Below are 26,005 nucleotides of genomic sequence, written 5' to 3'. Positions count from 1 at the left end.
AGGCGCAAGGGGTACTCCGCGTAAGAAGCGCTTGTCGGACTATGCCTTGCTATCCCATATGGTGCACGTGACAAGTTCTTCCCAGTCCTCCGAACAAGCTGTCCCCCAACATGCAGTCGTCGCCGGCGACCTGCGGCTCACGCTGGGCAGCGGTGGCAGTGCCGTCGAAATCCTCAAGGGCATCGACCTTTCCGTGCCGCTCGGCCAGACCCTGGCCCTGCTGGGGCCGTCCGGCTCGGGCAAGAGCTCACTGATGTCGGTGCTCTCCGGGCTCGAGCGCGCGACGTCCGGCACGTTACAAGTCGCCGGACAGGACTTTGCGGGGATGGACGAAGACGCCCTGGCGCGGGCCCGGCGCGGCCGGATCGGCGTGGTGCTGCAGGCTTTCCACCTGCTGCCGACGATGACCGCGCTTGAAAACGTGGCGACACCGCTCGAACTGGCCGGCATGCCCGAAGCCCGCGAACGCGCGGAGGCGGAGCTGGCTGCGGTCGGCCTTGGCCACCGCCTTTCGCACTATCCCGCCCAGCTTTCCGGCGGTGAGCAACAGCGCGTCGCCATTGCCCGTGCCCTGGCCCCGCGCCCCTCGCTGGTCTTCGCGGACGAACCGACCGGCAATCTCGATGCCACGACCGGTGCCTCGATCATCGATCTGCTTTTTGCTCGCCGCGCCGAGGCCGGGGCGACGCTGCTGATCATCACCCACGACGAGGGCCTCGCCCGGCATTGCGAGCGGGTCGTTACGCTGGCAGACGGCAAGATCGCGAGCGACACGCTTGGCTGACACCCTCCCCTGGCGCACGGCCTGGACCATCGCCCGGCGTGACTTGTCCGGGCGGTTCCGGGGATTGCGGCTGCTGCTTGTCTGCCTGTTCCTCGGCGTCGGCGCGATTGCCGCGATCGGCACGCTCACTGGCTCGATCGAGCGCGAACTGGCCGTGCGCGGGCGCCAGATCCTCGGCGGCGACATCGAGCTGCGCGTCTGGCAGCGCGGGCTGACAGATGCGGAAATGGCCGCGCTGGAACCTCTCGGCGAAGTATCGCCGGGCCTGCGCATGCAGGCCATCGCCGCCAAGGGCGATCTGACCGCCCCCGTGGCGCTCAAGGCCGTGGCGAGCGACTGGCCGCTCTACGGGCGCCTCGAACTCACCGACGGCCGCAGGGTGGGCGCTCCCTCCGAAGGGACCGCCTGGATCGCGCAAGGCACCGCAGCGCGGCTCGGCATTGCCAAGGGCGACACGCTGAAGATCGGCGGGCAGACGGTGACTGCCGCTGGTATCGTGAAGACCGACCCTGAACAGCTCAGCGAAGGTTTCGCGCTCGGCGATGTCGCGATCGTCCCGCTCGACCTGCCCGAGCGCGCTGGTCTGACCGCACCGGGCGCCATGTACCGCAGCGCCGTGCGCGTTAAGCTCGCCGATCCGGGCCGTGACCCGAAGGCCGTGGCCGATGCGATCGAAGCGAAGTTCCCGGATGCGGGCTTTGGCGTTCGCACCCGTGACAAGGCCGCGCCGTCCACCGAGCGCTTCGTCAGCCGCATGGGCGAATTTCTCGTACTGGTCGGGCTGGCCGCGCTGGTGATTGCCGGGATCGGGATCGGTGGCGGCGTCTCGTCCTATCTCGAGGCGCGGCGCCAGTCGATCGCCACGCTCAAAGTGCTGGGCGCCACCAGCGGCGATATCGCACGCATCTACCTGCTGCAGGTCGGCGCCGCGGCGCTGGCCGGTAGCATGACAGGTCTGCTAGCCGGCGTGCTCGTCACCCCGCTGCTGGCGCGCGCGCTGGGAGAACTGCTGCCGGTGAGCACGGGCTTCACCGTTTCCCCTGCCGCACTGGTCACGGCGACCGCCTATGGCCTGCTGGTCGCACTGGTCTTCGCCGCGCCGCCGCTGGTGCGGGCGCGCAGCTTCCCGGCCATGGCGCTGATGCGCGCCCGGGTCTCGCCGCTTGCGACCGACCGGCGCGCATTGCTGCTGCCGGTCGGTCTCGGGCTTGCCGCTATCGTCGCGCTGGCACTGATCAACGCCGCGCAGCCGCTGGTGACGACCGGGTTCCTTGCCGGAGCCGCCGCCATGCTGGGCCTGCTCGCACTCGTCGGTCTGGCGATCCGCAAAGTAGCCGCGCGACTGCCGCGCCCCAAGGGACCGATGCTGCGCGCGGGGCTCGCCAACCTGCACCGCCCCGGCGCGCAGACCGGGGCTCTGGTGACCGCGCTCGGCTTCGGGCTTTCCGCCTTCGTGCTGATCGCGGCGGTCCAGACCAGCCTCGATGCCAATATCCGCAAGACCGTCCCGGCCCGCGCGCCCGACTTCTTCGTGCTCGACGTGCCGCAGGACGGCGCCGGCAAGTTCCGCGATACCGTGGAACAAACGCTGCCGGGCGCCGTAACCAAGATCGTGCCGAACATGCGGGGCAAGATCCTGGCCTATGGCCCCAAAGGCGACATGACCCGCGTCGCCAGTCTGGGTGACGATCTTCCCGAAGACGCCTGGGCCCTGCGCGGAGAGCGCGGCCTGACCTATTCCGTCGGCGTGCCCGAAGGCAGCACCGTGACCAAGGGAAAGTGGTGGCCCGAAGTCTATCGGGGTGAGCCGCTGGTCTCTCTCGATGAGAACTTCGCCGATGCCGTGGGGCTCAAGGTGGGCGACTACGTGACAGTCGGCATTCTCGGCGTCGAGCGAACGGCCCGCGTGGCCGCACTGCGCCGGATCGACTGGGACACCATGGGCTTCAACTTCGTGCTCGTCTTCTCGCCCAACGCGCTGGCCGACGCGCCGCATCACCTGGCGGCGACCATCGAAGTCCCGCCCGGTACGCCGACTTCCGGCCTGCTGCCCAAGCTGGCGCGCATCTTTCCGTCGAGTTCGGTTGTCGAGACGGGAACGCTGCTGCGCGATGCCCGCGCGCTGCTCGATCAGATGTCGACGGCCATCCTTGCAGCCGCCTCTGTCGCGGTGCTTGCAGGCCTTGCCGTGCTGCTCGGCGCCATCGCCGCTGCGCGGGCCAGCCGGACCTACGACAACGTGATCCTGCGCGTGCTGGGCGCCAGCCGCAGACAGCTGCTGATACTGCAAATGGCCGAGTACGGGGTGCTGGCATTGGCCCTCGCCCTTGTCGCACTGGTGGCGGGAAGCGGCATGGCCTGGGCAGTGATCGTCAAGCTCTTCGAGTTCGACTGGATGCCTGACTGGCCGCGTATACTGATGGTGCTGGGCGCCGGACTGGTGCTGGTGCTCGCCTTCGCGCTCGGCGGTTCGCTGCCGCTGTTGCGGGCGAAACCGGCGCGAGCGCTCAGGGAACTGTAATTACCGGAACACGTCTTCGTGCGAGACGACGGTACGCGGGTCGCGGGTCTTCCATACGAGCGTGCCGGCCAGCATGTCGTGCAGACCCTGCTTGCGCTCGGTGAAAGCGACCATGATGTAGCCGATCAAGAGGACAAGCCCCGAAAGGATCTTGGCGAAGTAGCGCCCCGTGGCCCGCAGGAAGCTGATCCGGTTGCCGTTGAGATCGGTGACAATCACGCCCACCGCCAACTTGCCGACGGTCGCCTGCAGCTTGGAGCTTTCCATCAACGCGAAATAGAGCCACGAGGCCACGAGGCTGAGCAGGCTGCTCAGGACGAATGCGCCTGAATACATCCCGTTTACCTGTTCGGGATTGAGCATTGCCATACTCGCCCCGAGGCCCAGTCCCAGGAACCCGGCCACCATGCTCACCGCGATGTTCAACAGGATGGTGTCGATAATGTAGGCGAGCACGCGCCGCCAGAAACCACCATAAGCTTCCATGATCTTCCCCTGTATTTCCGTGTGGTTCATTCGACCCCACGTCCGGCCTTCCCCAGCCGGTGTGCGATAGCTGGCAGCATAGGAGCAGGCGTGCACACGGCAAGCGCCCCGAGCCAACTCATGTGAAAACTTCCGAAGCCGCCGGATCCTTGGGATCTTCCCCGAAGCGGTTGGGGCCGGAGGTGCCCGGCAAGGCCATCAGCACCAGATAGGCGATGTTGCTGCCCCATCCGATCACCGGTACGACATTCAGCGCTATGAACCCCAGGTACCACCAGGCGCTCATGTTCCGGTCGTGCAACCGCCGCACGTTCACCGCCACGGACGGGATCAGAACGGCGAGGCTGTACATACCGAGGATCGCGAAAAACGCGATGGTCGCCACTCCCAGACCCCCGCCGAATTCCGCGCGCTGCAGGATGGCGCGATAGGAAAGGCCCGTCGACAGCGCTAGGCTGACAAGTACTGCGGTCACGATCAGGTTGAGCAAAGCGAACGACCAGAACTCAAGCCGCCGCGAACGCCCGGTGAAATCGGCGTACCGGTAGAAAGGCGTTATCATGTGTTCGAGCATGACTGCCCTCCGGTCGTGTGAGAGCGCCAGCTATAGGGAATTGTCCGGAGCCGGCAACAAAAAGAGGGCCCGCCGTTATATAACAGCGAGCCCCCGTTTCAGGCTGCGCCGCCGACCGCTTCTCCGCCGGTCGAGGCGCATCACGCTCCGTTTCTAGAAACGGTAGCGCGCCGCCACGCCATACGTGCGCGGCTGGTTCGGATAACCCGAGATCGACCCCGGCTGTGCCGGGCTGTCGAAGATCTGCAGGATCGTACGGTCGTTGAGCAGGTTGCGGCCCCAGACCGACAGGTCGAGACCATTGGCCATCGAATAGGTCAGCGAGGCGTTGACGTCGTTGATGTCCTGCTTGAATTCGCGCGCTGCTGCGAGCGCCGCACTCACATCGGTGACGTTGCCCAGGGAATCGCGCTGGACAAGACCGGGCAGGCCTTCGACCAGCTTGAACGGCATCTCGTAGTGGTAGTCGCCGCGCAGGATCACGCGGTCGCCATTGTTGCCCACCGGCTGCACGAACTCCGCGCCGAAGGTTACCGAAAGCGGCGAGGCACCGGCCGGCCGCGTGCCGGACAGATCGCCGAAAGCGGAAAGCTGGAAGGTATCGTACTTGGCATCGAGGTAGGTCATCGCCAGCGTCAGTGTCAGCGGCTCGACCGGCTTGGCCGAGCCTTCGAACTCGATACCGAAAGCGGACTGCTTGCCTGCGTTGGCGAGGAAGAAGCCCGATCCGGTGAAGATGTTCGACTGGAAGCCCTTGATGACCTGCTTGAACACCGCGACATTCGCGGAGACCAGGCCCCAGTTGCCCTTCAGGCCGGCCTCGTAGACGGTCGAGTTCTCCGCGTCGGCATAGCGGCTGCCGGCGGTCAGGTTGGTTACCGCCAGACCCTGCGCACGAAGCTGGACGAGATCGGCCGGGGTCGGACGGCTGTCACGCGAGAGGTTTATCGAAGCAGCCTTGTAGCCGGTGGCCACGGCCGCATAGACGTTGAGCGTGGGCGTCACGTCCCAGGCCACGCGTGCGGTGTAGCTGAAATCGCCGTCGCTCACCCTGCCCGGTTCGACCGCGTTGGGCACGTTCATGAACGGCGGGAAGTACTGCAGCGCCCGCAGCGGGCTCAGCGGGTTGGCTGCCGGATTGCTGGCATTGGCCGTCGCGAAACCGACGAGCTGCTGATAGATCGGCGCCGTCGTCGGATTGGTGGCGAAGGCATAGACCTGCGCCGGGTTGGTCGGATCGATGCCCACCGACTGCAGCGCGCCGCCCAGCAGCAATTGCTGGCGGAACGGGACATAGGCGGGGCTGTCGAGATCGATGCCAGCGAACACGTCATTCGAGGTCGTGTTGGTGGCAAAACGCTTCTTGTCGTGCGTGTAGTTGATGCCGCCGGTAATCGTCAGGCCCGGCGCCACTTCGAAATCGAGCTGGCCAAACAGCGAGAACGCCTCGTTCTTGAGCGCGTAGGCTTCGGTCAGCCCTGTCCCCGATAGGAAGAACCGGCCCGCATACTTGGTCGGATCGCCTTCCAGCGCGCCGAAGGTGGACTCCAGCATCGGGATGCTGAGCGCCCCGTTCGACAGGCTCTGAACCAGCAGGTTCGCATAGGGCCGGGCATCGTCGCCCCAGAAGACCTCGTTGTTCTGGTCGATCTTCTCGTTGAAATAGTAGCCGCCCAGGAGGCCGTGCAGGCGATCGCCGATGTCGAAGCTGGCGCGCAGTTCCTGGGTGAAGGTCTTGATCCGCAGATCCTGCCAGTTGCGGCCGAGCAAGTCCGCGCTGGAAAAATCAGAGTCCTGATTGGTCAGCGAATTGGTGCGCCGGTAAGCGGTGATCGACGTGATCTGGGCCGCGCCGAGATCGTAGTCGAGCTGCCCTGAAAAGCCCCAGTTCTCGATCTTGTTGGAGCTTTCGAAGTTGTAGTAGGCAATATCGTCGTACTTCTCCGGCGGCAGGTTCACGGCCCCGCCGACGGCAAAGATCGCGGCGGTCGGCAGTGCCTGTCGCAGGTTCACCACCGCGCAGCAGTTCTCGTCGATCTTGCCGTAGTCACCGATCAGGCGGACCTGCAGGTTGTCGTTGTTGTCGAACAGCATCTGGCCGCGCGCGAACCAGCGATCGCGCTGGTTGGTGCTATCGCCGGTGGCGAGATCCTTGACGATCCCGTCGCGCTTGTTGAGGCCGCCAGCGAGGCTGACGGCAAGGGTGTCGCTGATCGGGCCGGTTACGCGGCCCTTCAGGACCATCGCATCGTAGTTGCCGTAACTCGCCTCGACATTGCCGCCGAACCGAAACTCGGGCTTCTTGGTGACGATGGAGATGACACCCGCCGAGGCATTCTTGCCGAACAGCGTCGATTGCGGGCCGCGCAGCACTTCGATGCGTTCCACATCGGGGAAATCCGCAATCATCGCCGCCGAGCGCGACCGGTAGACGCCGTCGATGAACAGGCCGACCGAGGGCTCGATACCGGCATTGTTCGCGCCATTGCCGAAACCGCGAATGTAGAAGTTGGTATTCGCGCTCGACTGCAGCTGGTTGACGCGCAGCGAAGGCACGACCGACTGCAGATCCTTGAGGTCACGGATCTGCGCCCGCTCGATCGTCTCGGCCGTCGTCACCGTCACGGCGACGGGCACGTCCTGCAATGTCTGCTCACGCTTGGTGGCGGTGACGATGATCCCGTCGGAGAACATCTCATCCGCCGCAGCCTGCCCGCTGTCCTGCGCCAATGCGGCCGGAGCCCATGCCAGCGCCGCCAAGGCCGCGCCTGCCATCAGATGGCGATGCTTGTGCGTATAGATTCCTGCGATGCCAGCCGAACGCACGGCTGCACCCGTCCAAGTAGCCTTCATGACCCTGTCCCTTCCTACACGACTGCCCGTGTCGTTGGTTCACCGGGCTCGCCGTTTGTTATGTCGCAAGTCTTAGAAACTAACTTGCAGGCAGACAATCAGGATGCCCTCTTGCACATGGCGTATTTGCCCCCATGTGGCCAAAGCGCCACAAGTGCAGAGTGCCGGTAGTGTCTCAGTTTGAAAATAAGGTGGCTTGACCACGTTTGCGCCAGCCGCGCCCGGCCTGTATGCTTAGCGGAAAGCATGGAGGCAATATGTCGCGCCCACAAGAGGTCAACGACTTCATAACCGATCATAGCCCTAACCCGGTGTGCAACAAGTGCATCGCGAATGGATTAGGATGGAGCAATGATGCGGCGCATCCAGCACAGATTACAGGAGCGCTGGCGACCACCAGCGACTTTGTGCAGGAAACCGGTACTTGTTCGATCTGCAAAGACAGTAAGAAGGTGATCCGTCGTGCCTAAAGGCCCCAAGGGGGAAAAGCGCCCAGCCGACGCTATCGGTCGCGCCGTCCAGATCGCCAAAATTGCCACTGGTGAGATAGAGGACGAGCGCGACGAAAAGCTGTCCAGCGCAGCCGCAGAGCTTGGCCGCAAAGGCGGTAAAGCTCGTGCCGAGAACATGACGCCAGAGCGGCGGGCAGAAATTGCGCGGAAGGCTGCGGAGAAACGGTGGGGTAAGGACTAACTCGCATCCGGTGATGGTAGGCGATAGCTTCCCCCTGACAGCGGGAGCTGCATCGTATCGCCATACTTTGGGTAGTACTCATTAAGCTTGAGCTTAAATTCATCCCAACTCTTCGACATCCGCATAAGCAATAGCACGCCTTCAAGCAGGCGCTCCAACGCTGGCTTGCCTTCATCAGGTGTTAGAAGCTGGGTAAGCCTCTGTGTGGGCTTGCCTCTAGCGTTACGCTTGACCCGTGCATGAAGAGCCTCACGAACACCGGGGGCAAGTCTATCATAAATATCATTAGTCCAAGTCCCGATGACGCCGGGCCGGGCAGTATTTTCGGGATCGAAGTCCCAGCCATTTAGCCGGTAGATATGCCGGTAGAAATCCAAGTGGAACATCTTAACCCAAGGTCGTGCCTCCTTCTCGACGTACTGGTCGATGATCCGGTTGATTGCCCGGCGCTTCCGCATATCTTCGAAGCCGGTCGCCATATCGACCAGATCGTCGATTGCATGATTGGTCAGGGCGCGAAGGAAATTTCGGCAAGACTTGCCGATGTGCTCCTGACTAGGAAGGAGTGCACCAGCCAACATAGCGTCCTGATAGACCCAACAAACGTCGGGAAGCATTCTAGCGCGATAACCGAAGGCGCGCCCTTCATATCCAGGACCGCGAAGAGGTACAAATTCCAGCGGAGTTGTCGACGCTAATAACTCATTGGAAATAAATGGTTCTAGGTTCTTGGCGCGCAAAAATGCTGGCTTTCCGTCGACCCCGGCACCTTGGCCACCTTTTGCCTTAGCGGCACGACCGATCGCAGTAAGAAATCCCTCCTGAGTTAGAACGCGGGTTTCGTCCTCTAAGACCGCGCAGGCAATCCGCATTTCACCAATAATGAGATTCCCCTCGGCAATCGCTTTCGGCAAATCGCGGTTGTGACGTGCCAAAGCGGCGCGTCGTGCAATCGCGCTTCGCTCCTCCGGGGAGAGCCGGTTAGCCCGCGCAAGGCCACCCTTAGATTGCGGAGTGTCATCCATCGAATCGATCCTTGCTTGCTTCGATATTCTGCAAGCATATGCTTGCTAAAATATTTTGCAAGCAGGTGATTCGAAATGCCGATTCCGCTTGACCCTAAGCATAAAAGTTCATATCAAAATGGCATGAACAAGCTACCTCTCGCCAAGCGCACGCAAATCCTCGCAATGCTCTGCGAAGGTTCGTCGATGCGCTCGATCAGCCGCGTTACTGATGTATCAATCAACACGGTAAGCAAGCTGCTGATCGATGCCGGAGAAGCCTGCCTTCATATCCATGATGAGTACGTGCGCGGCGTGACGGCAAGCCGGGTGCAGTGCGATGAAATCTGGTCGTTCTGCTACGCTAAGCAAAAGAACGTGAAGGGTGCGAAGGCCGCTCCCGATGGCGCTGGCGACGTTTGGACGTGGACCGCGCTCGACAGCGACACAAAACTCATGGTGTCCTACTTCGTGGGCGACCGGACGCTTGAGAGCGCGCAAATTTTCATTGAAGACTTGTATCGCCGCCTCGCCAATCGCGTCCAGCTAAGCACCGACGGACACGGTGCTTACGTTCAGGCAGTTGAAGGCACATTTGGCGGTGATGTGGACTATGCGCAGATCGTAAAGGTCTATGGCTCGTTGCCCAGCACGTCACCGGATGTTCGCTACAGCCCCGCAGAGTGCATTGCGATCCGCACCAATGTCGTGGAAGGCGCGCCCGATCCGAAGCACGTCAGCACGTCGCATGTGGAACGCATGAACCTGTCTATCCGCATGCAGAACCGTCGCTTCACGCGTTTGACCAATGCGTTCTCAAAGAAGCTGGACAACCATATCCACGCGCTTGCCCTCTACTTCGCGTTCTACAACTTCTGCCGCATTCACAAGTCGCTCAAGGTGACACCCGCCATGGCAGCAGGCATCACGGATCGTCTCTGGAAACTTGAGGACATAGTGGCGCAGATCGACGAGATGGCACCAGCGCCGAAAGCGCGTGGGCCATACAAGAAGCGTGTTTAGGCCGCCACTTCCGTTTCACGGCAGCGTTTTGACGCTGGGGTAAAGAGGGAGCGTGGCGACGTTTCGCTGTCCTTCTTGATAACCACTACGACGAAGTCGCCGTTGGCCTGAGGTTTGGCATGCACATCGTAACCCTTGCTTTCGTAGAGGCGCACGATGCCTTTTGCTGCCTTTGGAGAAACTTTGGTAAAGAATTTTTTGGTCATTCCTGTAACCCCTCTACCTCGTTCCATGCCTTCTCACGCGCTAACGCATACTCGGGAAGCGTGAGGAAATCTATAATATCTAACTCCTGATATCCACTTTGGTTCAACCATTCGGTCAATCCGCACAAACCTTCGGTATCGTCGATAAATTCAAACATACGTTCAATGCGTTGAACGTCATCTGAATCGTACTCCAAAGTGGATTCGCCAGCAGCATCCGGATCAAGCACTAACACGTCATCGTTTGGACGAAGTTCAAATGGACCTAGTTTCACATGATCACGCTGCAAACGATCTGCCAAAATCAACAGATATCGCCTGATAAATACCCTAAACCTCAATACGAGAAAAAGGGACACAGCAGGCCACGCGGCGCTATCGATTATACTTGCCCAAGCATCCGTTGGCCCAGGAATCGTCCATAAAATCGACGCTATCCAGCGAAATATCCATGGTGCTTCCACGCTCTTTCCCCTCCCACAGGCGGGGTAGGATGCCGCAAAGCGACGCACCAGTTATTTTCTTGCAATTCAAACTGAGACACTACCAGAGTGCCAGCGCGCTTGCCGGAATCATCGGGATCGGTTAAGGGCGCGCAAAATTTTGCGGTGCAGCATGTGCCCGCGATGTGCCGAACAGGCCCCCTCGAAACGTAAGGCTAAAGATGTCCGCCCCGCTTCCCCTGCGCAATATCGCGATCATTGCGCACGTCGACCATGGTAAAACCACCCTTGTGGACCAACTTTTCCGCCAGTCCGGCACGTTCCGCGACAACCAGCGCGTCGAAGAGCGCGCCATGGATTCCAACGACCTCGAAAAGGAACGCGGGATCACGATTCTCGCCAAGCCGACCTCGATCGAGTGGGAAGGCCTGCGCATCAACATCGTCGACACGCCCGGCCACGCCGACTTCGGCGCCGAGGTGGAACGCATCCTGTCGATGGTCGACGGTGTCGTCCTGCTGGTGGACAGCTCTGAAGGCGCGATGCCGCAGACCAAGTTCGTCACCGGCAAGGCGCTGGGCCTCGGCCTCAAGCCGATCGTCGTCGTCAACAAGATCGACCGTCCCGACGGCCGTGCCGACGAAGTCCTGAACGAGGTGTTCGACCTCTTCGTCAGCCTTGACGCCAACGACGAGCAGCTCGATTTCCCCGTGCTCTACGCTTCGGGCCGCAACGGCTATGCCAGCGAGGACATCGAGGCGCGCGAAGGCACGCTGGACCCGCTCTTCCGGCTCATCCGCGACCACGTTCCGGCACCCAATCTCGATGTCGACGCGCCCTTCTCGTTCCTTGCCACGCTGCTCGACCGCGACAACTTCATGGGCCGCGTGCTCACCGGCCGCGTCCAGTCGGGCGTGCTCAAGATCAACGACCCGATCCGCGCGATGGACCGCGACGGCAAGGTGATCGAGACCGGCCGCGCCTCCAAGCTCATGACCTTCCGCGGCCTCGACCGCGTGCCGGTGGAAGAAGCCCGCGCGGGTGACATCATCGCCCTCGCCGGCCTCGAGAAGGCCACCGTGGCCAACACCATCGCCGATCCGCAGGTGACCGAGCCGATCCAGGCCCAGCCGATCGACCCGCCGACGCTGGCCATGCGCTTTGCCGTCAACGACAGCCCGCTTGCCGGCCGCGAAGGCGACAAGGTGACGAGCCGCCTGATCCGCGACCGCCTGATGCGCGAAGCCGAGACCAACGTTGCCATCCGCGTCACCGAGAGCGAGGACAAGGACAGCTTCGAGGTTGCCGGCCGCGGCGAACTGCAGCTGGGCGTCGTTATCGAGACGATGCGCCGCGAAGGCTTTGAGCTTGGCATCTCGCGCCCGCGCGTGCTGTTCAAGACCGACGAGGCGGGCAACCGCACCGAGCCTTACGAAACCGTCGTGATCGACGTGGACGACGAGCACTCGGGTACCGTCGTCGAAAAGATGCAGCGCCGCAAGGCCGAACTCACCGAGATGCGCCCCTCGGGCGTGGGCAAGACCCGCATCACCTTCTCGGCGCCCTCGCGCGGCCTTATCGGCTACCACGGCGAGTTCCTTTCGGACACCCGCGGCACCGGCATCATGAACCGCCTGTTCGAGAAGTACGGCCCCTACAAGGGCGCGATTGAAGGCCGCCTCAACGGTGTGCTGATCTCGAACGGCACCGGCGAAGCCAATGCCTACGCGCTCAACAACCTGGAGGACCGCGGCATCCTGTTCGTGGCCCCGCAGGAGAAGCTCTACGAGGGCATGGTGATCGGCGAGAACGCCAAGCCGGACGACCTCGAAGTGAACCCGATGAAGGCCAAGCAGCTGACCAACATCCGGTCTTCGGGCAAGGACGACGCGATCCGCCTCACCCCGCCCAAGATCATGACGCTCGAGCAGGCCATCGCCTACATCGACGACGATGAGATGGTCGAAGTGACGCCGCAGTCGATCCGCCTGCGCAAGGTCCATCTCGACCCGCACGAGCGCAAGCGCGCCAGCCGCAAGAAGGACGCGGCGTAAGCCTTTAAGGCCGGGAGCCTTTCCGCAAAAAAACGGGCGGCGGACCGAAATCCGCCGCCCGCAGGCTCCTCTCAACTGGTTGTTCGGTCAGAACCGGAAACCCACTGTCGCGCGCAGCGAGTGGTAGTCGAAGTTGCCGTCGCTCGCCTTGATCCGGGTCGTGCCGGAATCGAGCAGGAACGGATTGCTCGCGGGCGCGCTGCCCTGTGAGACTTCCACGTTGTACTTGTAGTCGTGGTAGCGGTTGTAGAGGTACTCCAGCCCCATGCTGATGTTGTCCGTCAGCATGACTTCGGCACCGCCACCGACCTGCCAGCCCCAGACATGCGCGCCGTTGCGCTGCGGATCGAAGGCATTGGCGGTATTGGTCGTGGTAAAGGTGTGATCGATCTTGGCCAGGCTCGCGCCACCGGTCGCGTAGAACAGCGCACCGCCGCCCGGCGTGTAGCCAGCACGGCCACGAACGGAGACAGCGTAGTCCAGCTGACGTTCGATGGCGTAGCTGGCGGGCGTCGTGCTGAAGCCGGTGGTGGCATCCTTGGCCTCGCTCTTCATGCCTTCGACCAGCGCGCCGACCACGAAATTGCCCATCCGCTTGTCGTAACCGACACGCGCACCGTACTCGAGCTTGTCGCGGTCGCTGCGGCATCCGTCGCCCGGCGTGGAACCATAAGCGAGACCGTTGCAGAAGCCGGGGCTGAATGCGTTCGAGCCCGTCTGCGTACGCACGGTATCGTTGTAGCTGCCGTCACCGTCGGTATCGAACACAAGCGTATCGCCGCCGTCATTGTTCTGCGTAGACAGGCCGCCAACGATCTGGATGTAGGGGCCATCGAAGTCGTCGCCGCGGTCCTGAGCGAGTGCCGGCTGGGCCGTCAGCGCGCAAGCGATCGCCAGCGCCGAAACGGCGCCTGCCTTGTGAAAAATCCTCATGATTTTCTTCCCGATTTAGGGGCGCCGGAGAGCGACGCTTTCGGGAGGGGTAACGCCACGGCCGCCGATGAAGTTTCGCGGAAATGAAAAAATTCACTTCAGAGCCAATGTGTTACTGGATTAACACACTCCGCTATCGGCAGCCACGCCTTGTCCGACGGGCAATGCGATCCATCCTGGAATCGCGGCTCGGCGGGAACCATGTGCGCATTGTCTGCAGCGGCCAGGGCTTGCACCCGGTCGGCAGCGCACTAAACGTCCCAGAAACCGGGAAGAGACATCGCCTGAAGCCCACGTCCATCGCAAGGTGCGCCGCTTGTCCGACCCTAGATCGCCTTCCGCTCCCGCTTCCGGTGTTCCGCACAGTCCTGCGGAAGACGCCTATGCCCTGTTCGTGGGGGCAATCCAGCTCTCGCTCGGTCTGGTCCTGTTGAAGTCCGCCGGGCTCGTGACGGGCGGTGTCGCGGGTATCTCGCTGGTCCTCAATTATCTCACCGGCCTTCCTGTCGGGCTGTTCTACGCGGCATTCACCATCCCGATGCTCGCGGTTACCCTGCGCACGATGAGCTGGCTGTTCATCGTCAAGACCCTGATCGTCACCTTCAGCCTCTTCGCGATGACCCAAGTCGCAGCGCACACCATCGCCATCGACTCGATCAGCAAACCAGTGGCCGCGCTTGTCGGCGGCAGTGTGATAGGCATGGGTGCCCTTGCCCTTGCCCGCCATGGTGCCGGCACCGGCGGCTCGGGCGCGATCGTGCTGTGGCTCTATCGCACGCGCGACTGGAACGCCGGCCGCACGCAGATGCTGATCGACGGCTGCGTGCTGCTGTTCTCGCTCGTGACACTCGATCTCGGGCTCGTCCTGTGGTCGCTGCTCGGGGTTACCGCCACGGCTGGCATTCTCTATGTCTGGCACCGGCCGGGCCGCTATACGGGCTACTGAGATTCATTCATACAAAATCAGATAAACCTGAACAGTTCCTGCTAAATCTGCTCCGGCATCGTTCAGCCAGCTGCCCTTATAAAGGGAGCATCAGGACGAAAGGGCCCGTCTTTCCAAGGTCCCGAGACAGGAATTGCAGCCATGAGCATCATCAAGAAGACCGTACTGGCCGGCACCCTCGCAGCCACGGCCCTGGTTACCACAGCCGCCACCGCCACGCCCGCAGCGGCCCGCGACCGCCATCGCGGCGGCGACGACACGGCCGCTGTCGCCATCGGCGCCGGCGTGATCGGCCTGGCTCTCGGCGCCATCATCGCTTCCTCGAACAACGACCGGGACCGGTATCGCGATCGCTACGACGACCGCGGTTATGCCTATGCGCCGGCCTACAGCTCCGGATGGTCCTACAGAAACGGTTACTATTGGGACCGCGACGGCCGCCGCTACAGCCGCGCCGAATACAACCGTCGCCACCGTGACTACCGCTACGACCGCGACCGCCGCGATTACGACCATGACCGCCGCGACCGCTATCGCGGCTATTGATCGGCCAACCTTGAACTGACCGCCGGGTTCCTCCTTCCCGGCCCCCTTGACGCCCGGCACCTTCCCCTTGGCCGGGCGTCTTTTCGTGCGCCTCGCATCGCAGGACTAGGACCGGCTTGATCCCGGTCAAGGCACGACTCATTCCAAGTGCAGTAATGCACATAGTGGGTGACGGGAGCAGACGATGGAGGTGTTTATGAAGCGACCCTTGATTCTGGTGTGCCTTGCCGCATCGACACTGTCCCTGACTGCCTGCCACGATGGATATGGCAGCCGCGTCGCCGTGGGCTGGTCGAGCTATCCGTACTATGGCTGGTACGACGGCTTTTACGGCCCGATCTACGACGGGTACTGGGTAGACAGCATTTTCTATTTCCGCCTGAGCCCACAGGACCGCGCATTCCGCCGCGGCGATCCGCTGCACTTCCGGCGCGGGACCGTGCGTCCGCCCGACTCCCGGTTCCGGCGCTTCGAAGGCACGCTGCGACCTCCGCCACAGGGCACCAGCATGCCCCGCTTCAAGCCGCCGCGCGACCGCGACGACCGGCGGGATCGCCGCGACCGCCGCGACTAGGTTCATCGACTTGCCGCCGCATGTCATCGTTCTTTCCCGCAAGGGAGGGGGCGATAGGCAGCTTTCCGCGATACATTCTGCGACAAATTCACCGCGAGTTCAGTCCGTATTTGCATGCTGGTGTGGCTAACGTGCCTGCCGAAACCGCCGTCACCCGGTTGGCCCCACGCAAGGGAGACGCATGACATGTTGAACGGATTGAAGAAACTCGGGCTCGGTGCAGCTTTGGCGGCTTCGGCATTGCTGGCCGCCTCGCCGGCCTCGGCGCGCGATCATTACCGGGACCGCGGCGGCAACGATGCCGCCATTGCCATCGGCGCGGGCATCATCGGCCTCGCCATCGGTGCGGCCATCGCCGACAACCACGACGACCGCTACTATGACCGCGGCTGGTATCCGGCCCGCCGCTATGTGACCGTGCGCGGCTATCCCGGCTACTATTATTACTACGACGGCTATCCCAACCGTTATTACCGCGACCGCTATTACAGCCGCTACTACGCGCCGTACTACCGGGAGCGCTGGAGCCGGGGCTACGATCGCCACTACTATTCGCGCCGCGACTGGCACCATGACCGGCGGGACTGGCGCCGCGATCGCCGTTACGACCGGCGCGAGCATCGCCGCGACCACCGCCGCTACGATCGGTATCGCCGCTGACGCCTTGCGCCGATAGCTGAGGCATGCCTCCGGATGGCCCGCCCTTGCGTTGCGGTCGTCCGGAGGGAAGCCCTCTCGCCAAGCGGGGCTGGTGCGGCTATGGCGCTGTCCACAATGGACACTGCCGACCTGCGCATCGCCCTGTTTTCGGGCAACTACAACTACGTTCGCGACGGCGCCAACCAGGCGCTCAACCGTCTTGTGGGCTACCTTCTGGGCCAGGGCGCGCAAGTTCGCGTCTATGCGCCCGTCGTCGAAAAACCGGCGTTCGAGCCGACGGGAGACCTCATCGGGGTGGGCGCCGTGCCGATCCCTTCCCGTTCCGAATATCGCATTCCCCTGCGGATTGCAGGCAAGGTCCGGCGCGATCTGGACGCCTTCCAGCCCAACGTGGTCCACGTCTCTTCGCCCGACCCGGTTGCCCATCAGGCAGTGACCTGGGCCCGCAAACGCAAGCTGCCGGTGCTGGCCTCGGTCCACACCCGCTTCGAGACCTATCTGCGCTATTACAACATGGCCTGGGGCGAGCCGGTGATCGAGGCGATCCTGCGCCGTTTCTACCGCCGCTGCGATGCGCTTGTCGCACCGTCCGAAAGCATGGCCCAGGTCCTGCGCGACCAGCGCATGAACTACGACGTTTCGATCTGGTCGCGCGGCGTCGACCGCGAGATCTTCCATTCGGGACGCCGCAATCTCGAATGGCGCCGCTCGCACGGCATTGCTGACGACGAGGTGGCAATCGGCTTCCTCGGCCGGCTGGTGATGGAAAAGGGTCTCGACGTCTTTTCCGATACCATCGACGAACTGCGCCGCCGCAGCGTGGCCCACAAGGTGCTCGTCATCGGCGAAGGCCCGGCCCGCGAATGGTTCGAAGCGCGCATTCCGGGCGCGGCCTTCGTCGGCTTTCAGCAGGGCGCAGACCTGGGCCGCGCGGTCGCCTCGATGGACCTGCTGTTCAACCCGTCGGTCACCGAGACTTTCGGTAACGTCACGCTGGAAGCGATGGCCTGCGGCCTGCCCGTTGTCGCCGCTGCGGCAACCGGCAGCCAGAGCCTCGTCGATGACAGGGTTTCGGGCCGGCTCGTGCCTCCGGGCGCGGTTCACCAGTTCGCCGAAGCGCTCAAGGCCTATATCGAGGACCCTGCCCTGCGCAACGCCCATGGCAGCGCCGGCGAAGCCCGCGCATCGGAGTTCAGCTGGGACCGGATCAATCAGGCCGTCGCCGACACCTACCTGCGCCTGATCCGCCAGAAGCCTCGCGGTTAGCGCTAAGCACACAAAATCTGATGCAACTGCCGCTCACCCAGAGCTTGTCGAAGGGTGGCGATCGTGGCGCGGTTCCAACGTCCTTCGACAAGCTCAGGACTAGCGGGGCGTGGCCAGCTTTCAGCGGCGCTGCCTAACGCAGGACGCCCGCACGGCGCATCCGCACCGAATACCAGAGCAACGCCAGCGCCACGCCCCAGATCGTGACGGTAAAGGCCACGCTGCCCGGAGACGTCATGCTGTCCGGCATGTTCGACGAGAACTGCCAGATCTGGCTCACCGCCAGACCGATCAGCGAGGCAGCAAAAGCCGTGACTGCCCAGCCCGAGCGCAGGAGCAGGAACAGCGATCCGGCCAAAGCTCCCCAGACGCCGAGCGCCCAAGGTATCAGGGTCCACGACGGCGCCGAATCGAGCCAGTTGGTCATTTCCGGCGGAAAGCCGGCGAGATAAGTCGCGTTGCGGGTTACCGTCATGGTGAAGTCCGCGCAGCCCATGGCATTCCACAGAAGCGAAAGGATCGCGACGATCCAGAAGGATACCGGCGCCTTTGCGCCGGAGCTTGTACCGATTGCGTCGACCATCGTGCTTCTCCCCCGCACGTGATGAGGGCGTGAACAATATCCCTGCGCCTCCACCGATGCAATCGCGCGCAATAGTCGCTAGATAGCGCGCATGGCCGACCTCTTTGCCGAAGACCTGCCCGCTGCTTCCCCCGACGAACCGCGCGACGACGCGCCTCTGGCCGACCGGCTACGCCCGGCCACGCTGGCCGATGTCGTCGGGCAGGAACACCTGACCGGGCCGGAAGGCGCGATCGGACGCATGGTCGCGGCCGGACGCCTGTCGTCGATGATCCTCTGGGGGCCACCGGGCACCGGCAAGACCAGCACCGCGCGGCTGCTGGCCGATGCCGTCGGCATGCGCTTTGCTGCGATAAGCGCCGTGTTTTCCGGCGTGGCCGATCTCAAGAAGGCCTTCGCCGAGGCAGAGACCATGGCCAAGGCCGGCAAACGCACTCTGCTTTTCGTGGACGAGATCCACCGCTTCAACCGTGCCCAGCAGGACGGCTTTCTGCCCTTCGTAGAACGCGGAACGGTGACGCTGGTCGGCGCGACCACCGAGAACCCCAGTTTCGCGCTCAACGCCGCGCTGCTCAGCCGTGCGCAAGTGCTGATCCTGCACCGGCTCGATGCCGAAGCGCTGGGCGCGCTGCTCGCCAAGGCGGAGGCATTGGAAGGCCCCCTGCCCCTCGATGCCGATGCCCGTGAAGCCCTGATCGCCTCGGCCGACGGCGACGGCCGCTTCCTGCTCAACCAAGCCGAAACGCTCTACGCCGCAAAGATCGACGAGCCGCTCGATCCCGCCGGGCTCGGCCAGTTCCTGCAGCGCCGCGTGGCTGTCTATGACAAGGACCGCGACGGGCATTACAACCTGATCTCGGCCCTGCACAAAAGCCTGCGCGGCTCCGACCCGCAGGCTGCGCTCTACTATCTCGCGCGCATGCTGACCGCGGGGGAAGAACCGCTCTACGTGCTGCGCCGCCTCGTGCGCTTTGCCTCCGAAGATGTAGGCCTCGCCGATCCGCAAGCGCTGGTGCAATGCTTGGCCGCCAAGGATGCCTACGAGTTTCTCGGCTCGCCCGAAGGCGAACTCGCCATCGTGCAGGCGTGCCTCTATCTCGCCACCGCGCCCAAATCGAACGCCGCCTATGCCGCGCAGAAAGCGGCATTCAAGTCGGCGCGCGAGACTGGTTCGCTCGCCCCGCCCGCCAACATTCTCAACGCGCCGACCAAGCTGATGAAGGACATCGGCTACGGCAAGGACTACGCCTACGACCACGATGCGCCGGACGGGTTCTCCGGCGACAACTACTGGCCCGAGGACATGGCGGCGCAGACCTACTACCAGCCGGTCGAGCGCGGCTTCGAACGCGAAGTGCTCAAGCGCATCGAATGGTGGGACAAGAAGCGTGCCGAACGGCTAGGCCAGTGACCCCGCCCCGTTTTCGGAACTTCATGGCAATCGACTGGTCCGGCGCCCAGGGCGCACGGCAGAAGGGCATTGCCGTCGCCCTGTGCAGCGATGCCGGCGAGGCCCCTCGCCTGCTGCAGCCTGAAGGACATGCTCGCTGGGCGCGCGAGGACGTGCTCGCCCTGCTGATCGAAGATCTGCCCGAAAACACGCTCGTCGGCCTCGACCTTGGCATCTCGCTGCCCTTCGCCGATGCCGGCGCCTTCTTTCCCGGCTGGAACGACAGTCCCGCCGACGCTCGCCAGCTTTGGGCCCTGATCGACACGATCTGCCGTGACGATCCGCACCTGTCCGCCACGAGCTTTGTCGATCACCCAGAAGCCAGCGCCTATTTCCGGCGCCACGGTGGGCGAGAGGGCGCACACTTCCATCTACCCGATGCCGCCCACCGCCGCGGCCGCATGCGCGTGACCGAAGAGGCGCAGGCAAGGGCCGGGTGCAAACCCTATTCCAACTTCAACCTCGTCGGCGCGGCGCAAGTCGGCAAGTCGAGCCTCACCGGAATGCGGCTGCTGCACCGGCTGGGCGGCCGCGTTCCGGTCTGGCCGATCGATCCGCTGCCGCCTTCGGGCTCGGTCGTGGTCGAGATCTACACTACCCTCGCCGCCGTCGCGGCGGGCCGCAGTGCATCGCGCGCGAAGATGACCGATCGCGAGAGCCTGAACGCGGCGCTCGAAGCGCTCGGCTCCCCACCCGTACCCGGCAGCGGCGCCATCGACGACCACAGCACCGATGCCCTCGTGACCGCCGCATGGCTGCGCATCGCAGCCCATCGCGAGGACCTATGGCGCCCCGCCGAACTGACCGTTGAGCTGGCAAGGACCGAGGGCTGGACCTTCGGCGCGCCATAGCGCACAACTCGCGCCATCGGAGGCGCCACCCCCCAAACCCCGGCGCCACACCGGCCAATACAACAGGGACGCATGCGATCTCATGAAACATAAACTGCTGGCAGGAATGGCCTGTCTTGCACTGGCGACATCCGCCTGTGCCACCCCTACAACAGCTCCCGCGCCCACCGACGCAGCCGCTCCGCAGGCTTCCGGTTGGGATCAGTACGTCAAGACCACCATCAACAAGTGGCTGGCCATCGACCCGGCCTTCGCCGTTTACGAAGGCGCGCATGAATACGACGGCAAGCTGGCCGACTGGAGCGAGGCGGGCCTCAAGGCCAAGGGCGACTTCCTGCGCTCGATCATTGCCGATGCCGGAAACTTCGACGGACTGACGCCCCAGCAGGCTTTCGAGCGCGACTACATGGTGCAGGTCGCCAAGGGCCAGCTGTTCTGGCTGGAGAATGCCGACCAGCCGCACACCAATCCGGAATACTACATCAACGGCGGGCTCGACCCGAACGTCTACGTCAGCCGCAACTACACCGACAAGGCCACCCGGATGAAGGCGATGATCGCCTTCTTCAAGGCTGTTCCCGAGGCCGCGCAGCACATCCGCGCCAACCTGAAGACGCCTATGCCGGAAAGCTTCGCCAAGCTGGGCACCGACGCCTTCGCCGGCTACGCCGACTACTATCGCGGCGATGCCCGCGCAGCCTTTGCCGATGTCGAAGACCCGGCGCTGCAGGCCGAGTTCAAGGAAACCTCGGAAGCGGCCGGCGCAGCCATGCAGGATCTGGCCGACTGGTTGGCCGAAGTTCCCACCAATCAGGATTACGCGCTGGGCGCAGATCGCTTCTCGCGCATGCTCGCCAGCACCGAGGCGGTCGACATCTCGCTCGACAAGCTCGAAGCCGTGGGCCGCGCCGACCTGAAGAAGAACCGCGAAGCCCTCGTCGCCGCCTGCGCCCAGTTCGCACCCGGCAAAACCGTGCCCGAATGCGTCGAAAAAATGGGTGCAGACAAGCCCGAGGATGGCCCGGTTGCCGAAGCGCGCCGCCAGATCCCCGAACTGGTTTCCTTCGTGCGCGAGAACGACATCGTCACCATCCCCGGTGACAAGATGGCCGCGGTCGAGGAAAGCCCGCCCTACAACCGCGCCAACTCCGCCTACATGGACCCGCCGGGACCGCTCGAGACCAATCCTTCCTCGGTCTACTACATCTCGCCGCCGGACCCGACGTGGTCCAAGGAAAAGCAGATGGCCTACATTCCGGCCAAGGACGACCTGCTGTTCACCAGCGTCCATGAGGTCATGCCGGGCCACTACCTGCAGTTCCTGCATTCGAACCAGGCGCCCTCGATCGTCGGGCGTCTGTTCGTCGGCTACGGCTTCGCCGAAGGCTGGGCGCATTATACGGAGCAGATGATGCTCGATGCCGGGCTCGGCGGCGGCAAGCCGGAAGTCCACATCGGCCAGCTCTCCAATGCCCTGCTGCGCGACTGCCGTTTCGTTTCCGCGATCGGCTTGCACGCGCGCGGCATGACGCAGGGAGAGTCCAAGAAGCTGTTCATGGACCAGTGCTACATCGATGAAGGCAACGCCGAACAGCAGGCCGCGCGCGGCACTTACGATCCGGCCTACCTCAACTACACGCTGGGCAAGCTGATGATCCTGAAGCTGCGCGACGACTGGACCGCCACCCGCGGCGGCCGAGCGGCGTGGAAGCAGTTCCACGACCAGTTCCTCAGCTACGGCGGCCCGCCGATCCCGCTGGTCCGCGAGGAAATGATGCACGAAGACGCACCCCACGCGGTCTTCTGAAAATAAGCGCAAAATCGACTGGACCGGCGCCCCTGCCTCGCGGTAAGGGCGCCGGACTTGCTTCACGGCACGCCGGTTTAGCTCAGTTGGTAGAGCAGTTGATTTGTAATCATCAGGCCAGGGGTTCGAATCCTCTAACCGGCACCATTTCCTTTTCGGGGCCAGAAATCGCCCTTAAAGCCATGAACGGCAAGGAAATTTCAGGGGTTTGAAAGCCCTCAAAACGGTCGAATACGATCCTCCCACCAAACACCAGTTTGAGCATAGCGCGGCGATCTTCCAACCGACCACTTTCCCAAAGATTCCAAGGGTTTGCCAGAAATTTGAGAGCGGTTTGAAAAGTTGACTGATAGTCGCGAGCAGGCGTGCCGCATTTTGCGATCTTTTCGGCCAGAATCAGCTTCTGACGTTCGAGTTCATCGACCTTCTGCTCATAGGCTCGCACAATCGCTCCGCTATCGGCTTCGACAAGCCGATCTACGACCTGAGCGAGCTTGCGTTCGATTTGCCCAATCTCGACGCGCATCTGAGTGATACGCTCGCGGCCAGTATTAGCGCGCTTCTTCCAGAAGTCCTGGAATATCTCATTGGCCAGTCGAAAGAGGGACGGTACAGGCGTAAGAGCCTTCACCATATCGTGCAGCGCATCTTCGATCCGTGCACGAGGAATGGACTTCTTCTCGCCAGAGCAGCCACGCTGGCGGCACATGTAATAAGGATAGAGGGAGTTCCGTCCCTTAGACCATGCAGCAGTCATGGGATGGCCGCAATCGGCGCAGCAGACCACTCCCCGCAAAGGAAAATCCTCATTGAGGTCTTTGCGGGTGATCGCATAGCCCTTGGTCTTGAGGCGCTTCTGGATCAGCTCGAATGTTTCGAGGCTGATAAACCCCTCATGCTGCCCCTTGCGCAGGCTGACATTCCACTCAGGGAACTCCAAATACCCTGAGAATAGCGTTTGCGTGAGGAGCTGATTGACGCGCTCGTTGAGCACAACGCCATGCCGACACTTCGGAAATTCAGGCTGCGCCTCAAAGAAGCGCTTCACTTCAGCCTGAGAAGCGAAGCGTCCGCTGGCAAAGCCTTCGAGGCCTTCCTTGATGATGGAGGCCAATGGCTCATCTGGCACCATCAGCTTGCCGCCGCCGGATTGGCGCTGGAAGCGATAGCCCCATGGGGCTTTGAATACCCAATAGCCATTGAGCATGCGCCCGCGCATGCGGTTCTTGGTTTGCTCGCCATTCTTCTGGCGCTGATGCTGCGACACGCTCGCCAGCAGGTTTTCAACGAGGACACTGTCCGAATCTTCGCCAAACTCGATGGACGGGGATTCCAGCGTCGCACCCGCAGAAGCGATTGCGCCGCGCAGTTGCAGGTGAGCTTCGAGGCCACGCGCAAGGCGGCTGATATCGTCGATAATGACGACCAGCTCTTTCTTCCTGTTGCTGCGAAGGAATTTGAGCATGGCCTGCATGCCAGGGCGGCCTATGACCGAGCCCGACATATCATCGCTGAATGTCTGAATGATCTCATAGCCGCGATACTGAGCGAATTCGCGGCAGCGGCTCTCTTGGGATTCGAGCCCGTTTCCATGCGTAACCTGCCTTGCCGAGCTTACTCGGCAATAGATCACGGCATTCTTGTTTGTCTTTGCGGTCATGGCGCTTGCCCTCTCAGGGTTCTCTTATGTTGCTCGCGCCCTCGTAACCGAGGTCAACTCTTTGATTTTCAGGAATATCGCTAAGCTTACCACACTCCGCAGAGCTTGGAAAAGCGCCATTTTCCCTCGCTGACAGGATAATTTGCTCGGAGGTCTCCCCAAAGGCGGCATCGACGAAATGCGCCATGATCTGGGCGACAATACCGATCAGTTCATCCTTCTCGGCATCGGGCAGATCAATGTCGGCCACACATTGCCGATAGCGTTCATATTCTTCGGGCGTAAGTATCGACACCTGCGCTCCCTTTCGCCGTTCATCGACGGCCAGAAGTTCAAACCAAGACGCAGGATTCAGATACTCTGGGCTCAACCCCCTTCTGGGGGAAACACACTCCTGTTCACGTCCAAAACGCGATCCTCACACCAACAATTCCATTTTACCACGTGAAGTTTGCATTATGCAAACTTCTGGAAACATTAGATATTAGCGAAAACCTATATACGCGGCGAGGTTGAGACGAATTTCGCTGAGGCATGAACTTTCGATTATGGAAAGATAGACCTTTAGATATCGCCCTTATGCAATTTTCGGGTGTCACCGATCTGCCGTTTCCACGGCTCGACCGCATAGAACGGCAAGCGATCACAGACTGCAAGTTGCGGCGATCCCGCTATCTTGATGATCTGCCGACCCGCGCCGATCCCGCGAATATCTTCGGCCTGAAGGACAGGCCTGCGGCTCTCGCCACGATTGAGGCCCGCGCTCTCCACTGCACCGCCACCAACATTCTGGCCTCTGGTGACGATGGTGCGATTGCCCGACCATCGCTCCACATCGCGCATCATCGAAGGGTCTTCGATACCCGTCATGTTGAGGATCGAGGCCTGATCCTCGATCTCTTTGACGGCATCTTGCGACCAGCGCCCTTCCATCGAGAAGCGGCCTTGCGCGAAGAACCAAAGCTGAATGCCCTTGCCGCGATAGAGGCGCAGCGCCTTCATGATTGCGGGTGCAGGCGGAAGCTGAGGGAATTCATCGAGAAGGAATGTCGTGCGGACAGGCCCGCGCTCGCGCGCAATGGCCTCAATGGCATAGTTGACAACAAGGCTTACCCAGGGCGCGGCGACCCCGAGCTTGTCGGAAGGCGTGATGAGATAGACCGTGCAGGGCTCATGCTTGAGCCGCCCGAAGTCGAAATCATGCGTAGACGTTGCACGATCCAGCGTCTTGCCGATCTCGAATGCCGATAGCGCTTCGATCGCGTCCGAGCGATAGGCCTCGAATTGCTTTGGCGCGTCGGCATAGGTTGCACCCATTGCCGCCGCCTTCCTTTCAATCCCTTCGATCCCGCAGCTCGCCATGAGCTGAAATTCCCGCTCCATTTCCGCATTCGACGCATTCACAAACTTCCACAGCCCGCCGAGCGTGCAATTCGCAGGATCAAAATGCGCAGCATACTCTGCACGAACCGAGATCAGCCGCACCGAGCCTTTACCCACCCAGCTTTCACCCTCTTTGGGATTCACGGGACGAATGGTCTGCGCAATCTCGTCCGCTTGCGTGTCGATCTCCCCGCCATCGCGCACGATGTCGATGAGAACTTGAAGCGGATTGATACGTGTGTTCGGCAGGCCGAGAAGCCCGAACGGATTGAGATAGATACAGGGTTGCCCGAGCGTCCCCTCGCGATGCTCGCGTGACGCAAAGCAGTTCTCGCCATCTTTCACGTCCACGACGATCAGGCTGCGATCACGAACATGGGCGAGATTGGGCAAAACCAGATCTCGCCCCTTGCCGGAACCCGTGCGGGCATATGTGAGAAGATGACCTTCCCCGCCGAAGAAGAGCATCTTCCCGTAAAGTGCTCCCAAAAAGAGGCCGCCAGCCTCTAACAGGCCAGCGGCTTTCAGGTCATCAAGATTAGCTAGCCGCCCGTCTCCGAGTTGCCCCGAAGGTGCGGCAATCGCCATCAAATATTGCTGCCACGCGGCGCGCTGACGCGCTTCTTCTTCCCGCTCGGCGCGGTCGAGTTCGCGCGTCATGGAGAAAAGCCGCGGCAGGAACGCTGCCATCTGTTCCAGCCGCAT

General features: G+C 62.5%; 24 protein-coding genes and 1 tRNA gene. 14 read left to right on the top strand and 11 right to left on the bottom strand.

All coding sequences use genetic code 11. The features are described 5' to 3' along the window. Positions 1–58 precede the first annotated feature (58 nt). Together IEX64_RS12070 and IEX64_RS12065 are read left to right on the top strand one after the other, a co-directional pair. Positions 59–784 (top strand): ABC transporter ATP-binding protein, encoded by a 726-nt coding sequence (locus IEX64_RS12070; protein WP_188819924.1) that lies wholly within the window; start codon positions 59–61, stop codon positions 782–784. Then, positions 777–3,305 carry an ABC transporter permease gene (locus tag IEX64_RS12065; protein ID WP_188819923.1) on the top strand — a complete coding sequence of 843 codons (2,529 nt, stop codon included), beginning with the start codon at positions 777–779 and terminating at the stop codon, positions 3,303–3,305. Before IEX64_RS12070 ends, IEX64_RS12065 begins: the two co-directional genes overlap by 8 nt. On the opposite strand, the gene IEX64_RS12060 is transcribed toward IEX64_RS12065, so the two are convergent. From IEX64_RS12060 to IEX64_RS12050, 3 genes are all read right to left on the bottom strand, one after another. Next, complete coding sequence (locus tag IEX64_RS12060) at positions 3,306–3,791, bottom strand: RDD family protein (RefSeq protein ID WP_188819922.1); 486 nt, start codon at positions 3,789–3,791, stop codon at positions 3,306–3,308. It lies immediately after the preceding gene. Positions 3,792–3,909: 118 nt separating this feature from the next. Continuing rightward, entirely contained in the window at positions 3,910–4,365 is a 456-nt protein-coding gene (locus tag IEX64_RS12055) for a DUF805 domain-containing protein (RefSeq protein ID WP_188819921.1), read from the bottom strand. Between the two features lie 153 nt (positions 4,366–4,518). Beyond that, positions 4,519–7,140: a TonB-dependent receptor gene (locus IEX64_RS12050; RefSeq protein ID WP_188820002.1), complete on the bottom strand. Its 2,622-nt coding sequence runs from the start codon at positions 7,138–7,140 to the stop codon at positions 4,519–4,521. A 540-nt stretch (positions 7,141–7,680) separates the two neighbouring features. Here IEX64_RS12050 and IEX64_RS12045 point away from each other — a divergent pair. After that, positions 7,681–7,911 (top strand): RNA-binding protein, encoded by a 231-nt coding sequence (locus tag IEX64_RS12045; RefSeq protein WP_188819920.1) that lies wholly within the window; start codon positions 7,681–7,683, stop codon positions 7,909–7,911. Here IEX64_RS12045 and IEX64_RS12040 read toward each other — a convergent pair. Beyond that, on the bottom strand, positions 7,908–8,936 hold the full coding sequence (locus IEX64_RS12040) for a P63C domain-containing protein (RefSeq protein WP_188819919.1): 1,029 nt from the start codon (positions 8,934–8,936) through the stop codon (positions 7,908–7,910). The two genes, IEX64_RS12045 and IEX64_RS12040, sit on opposite strands and share 4 nt — an antisense overlap. Positions 8,937–9,059: 123 nt before the next feature. On the opposite strand from IEX64_RS12040, the gene IEX64_RS12035 reads away from it, so the two are divergent. Next, on the top strand, positions 9,060–9,938 hold the full coding sequence (locus IEX64_RS12035; protein WP_229710226.1) for an IS1 family transposase: 879 nt from the start codon (positions 9,060–9,062) through the stop codon (positions 9,936–9,938). On the opposite strand, the gene IEX64_RS12030 is transcribed toward IEX64_RS12035, so the two are convergent. Together IEX64_RS12030 and IEX64_RS12025 are read right to left on the bottom strand one after the other, a co-directional pair. After that, positions 9,935–10,144, bottom strand: coding sequence for a hypothetical protein (locus IEX64_RS12030; protein WP_188819917.1), 210 nt, complete (start codon positions 10,142–10,144; stop codon positions 9,935–9,937). The two genes, IEX64_RS12035 and IEX64_RS12030, sit on opposite strands and share 4 nt — an antisense overlap. Continuing rightward, positions 10,141–10,452, bottom strand: a complete 312-nt coding sequence (locus IEX64_RS12025; RefSeq protein ID WP_188819916.1) for a hypothetical protein — start codon at positions 10,450–10,452, stop codon at positions 10,141–10,143. Before IEX64_RS12025 ends, IEX64_RS12030 begins: the two co-directional genes overlap by 4 nt. A gap of 356 nt (positions 10,453–10,808) precedes the next feature. Between IEX64_RS12025 and typA the strand changes: the two genes are divergently transcribed. After that, positions 10,809–12,641 (top strand): translational GTPase TypA, encoded by a 1,833-nt coding sequence (typA, locus tag IEX64_RS12020; RefSeq protein WP_188819915.1) that lies wholly within the window; start codon positions 10,809–10,811, stop codon positions 12,639–12,641. Between the two features lie 87 nt (positions 12,642–12,728). Here typA and IEX64_RS12015 read toward each other — a convergent pair whose 3' ends face one another. Further along, positions 12,729–13,574, bottom strand: coding sequence for an outer membrane protein (locus tag IEX64_RS12015; RefSeq protein ID WP_188819914.1), 846 nt, complete (start codon positions 13,572–13,574; stop codon positions 12,729–12,731). A gap of 316 nt (positions 13,575–13,890) precedes the next feature. On the opposite strand from IEX64_RS12015, the gene IEX64_RS12010 reads away from it, so the two are divergent. The 5 genes from IEX64_RS12010 to IEX64_RS11990 all read left to right on the top strand — a co-directional run bounded on the left by IEX64_RS12010 (position 13,891) and on the right by IEX64_RS11990 (position 17,566). Further along, the gene (locus IEX64_RS12010) at positions 13,891–14,520 is read left to right on the top strand and encodes a YitT family protein (protein WP_188819913.1); all 630 of its coding nucleotides are present in this window, start codon (positions 13,891–13,893) and stop codon (positions 14,518–14,520) included. A 141-nt stretch (positions 14,521–14,661) separates the two neighbouring features. Beyond that, positions 14,662–15,066, top strand: coding sequence for a hypothetical protein (locus IEX64_RS12005; protein ID WP_188819912.1), 405 nt, complete (start codon positions 14,662–14,664; stop codon positions 15,064–15,066). A 196-nt stretch (positions 15,067–15,262) separates the two neighbouring features. Continuing rightward, on the top strand, positions 15,263–15,640 hold the full coding sequence (locus tag IEX64_RS12000) for a hypothetical protein (RefSeq protein ID WP_188819911.1): 378 nt from the start codon (positions 15,263–15,265) through the stop codon (positions 15,638–15,640). A gap of 186 nt (positions 15,641–15,826) precedes the next feature. Beyond that, a complete protein-coding gene (locus IEX64_RS11995; RefSeq protein WP_188819910.1) occupies positions 15,827–16,300 on the top strand; it encodes a hypothetical protein in 474 nt (157 codons plus the stop codon). A gap of 114 nt (positions 16,301–16,414) precedes the next feature. After that, positions 16,415–17,566 carry a glycosyltransferase family 4 protein gene (locus IEX64_RS11990; RefSeq protein ID WP_188819909.1) on the top strand — a complete coding sequence of 384 codons (1,152 nt, stop codon included), beginning with the start codon at positions 16,415–16,417 and terminating at the stop codon, positions 17,564–17,566. Positions 17,567–17,699: 133 nt separating this feature from the next. Here IEX64_RS11990 and IEX64_RS11985 read toward each other — a convergent pair whose 3' ends face one another. Further along, positions 17,700–18,149: a hypothetical protein gene (locus IEX64_RS11985; protein WP_188819908.1), complete on the bottom strand. Its 450-nt coding sequence runs from the start codon at positions 18,147–18,149 to the stop codon at positions 17,700–17,702. Positions 18,150–18,240: 91 nt separating this feature from the next. On the opposite strand from IEX64_RS11985, the gene IEX64_RS11980 reads away from it, so the two are divergent. The 4 genes from IEX64_RS11980 to IEX64_RS11965 all read left to right on the top strand — a co-directional run bounded on the left by IEX64_RS11980 (position 18,241) and on the right by IEX64_RS11965 (position 22,404). Continuing rightward, a complete protein-coding gene (locus IEX64_RS11980; protein WP_188819907.1) occupies positions 18,241–19,560 on the top strand; it encodes a replication-associated recombination protein A in 1,320 nt (439 codons plus the stop codon). Between the two features lie 23 nt (positions 19,561–19,583). Then, entirely contained in the window at positions 19,584–20,450 is an 867-nt protein-coding gene (locus IEX64_RS11975; RefSeq protein ID WP_188819906.1) for a hypothetical protein, read from the top strand. A gap of 82 nt (positions 20,451–20,532) precedes the next feature. Beyond that, complete coding sequence (locus tag IEX64_RS11970) at positions 20,533–22,257, top strand: DUF885 domain-containing protein (RefSeq protein ID WP_188819905.1); 1,725 nt, start codon at positions 20,533–20,535, stop codon at positions 22,255–22,257. Positions 22,258–22,328: 71 nt separating this feature from the next. After that, positions 22,329–22,404, top strand: a tRNA-Thr gene (locus IEX64_RS11965). Here the strand turns inward: IEX64_RS11965 and IEX64_RS11960 are convergent. The 3 genes from IEX64_RS11960 to IEX64_RS11950 all read right to left on the bottom strand — a co-directional run bounded on the left by IEX64_RS11960 (position 22,370) and on the right by IEX64_RS11950 (position 26,005). Then, entirely contained in the window at positions 22,370–23,917 is a 1,548-nt protein-coding gene (locus IEX64_RS11960) for a recombinase family protein (RefSeq protein WP_188819904.1), read from the bottom strand. The genes IEX64_RS11965 and IEX64_RS11960 overlap by 35 nt on opposite strands. A 13-nt stretch (positions 23,918–23,930) precedes the next feature. Beyond that, positions 23,931–24,212, bottom strand: a complete 282-nt coding sequence (locus tag IEX64_RS11955; protein ID WP_188819903.1) for a hypothetical protein — start codon at positions 24,210–24,212, stop codon at positions 23,931–23,933. 269 nt (positions 24,213–24,481) lie between these two features. After that, on the bottom strand, positions 24,482–26,005 hold the full coding sequence (locus IEX64_RS11950) for a type IV secretory system conjugative DNA transfer family protein (RefSeq protein ID WP_188819902.1): 1,524 nt from the start codon (positions 26,003–26,005) through the stop codon (positions 24,482–24,484).

This window comes from Novosphingobium indicum, assembly GCF_014645195.1.
In the GTDB taxonomy this organism is placed as follows: Bacteria; Pseudomonadota; Alphaproteobacteria; order Sphingomonadales; family Sphingomonadaceae; genus Novosphingobium; species Novosphingobium indicum.
This window is presented reverse-complemented; position numbering and strand designations above follow the sequence as displayed.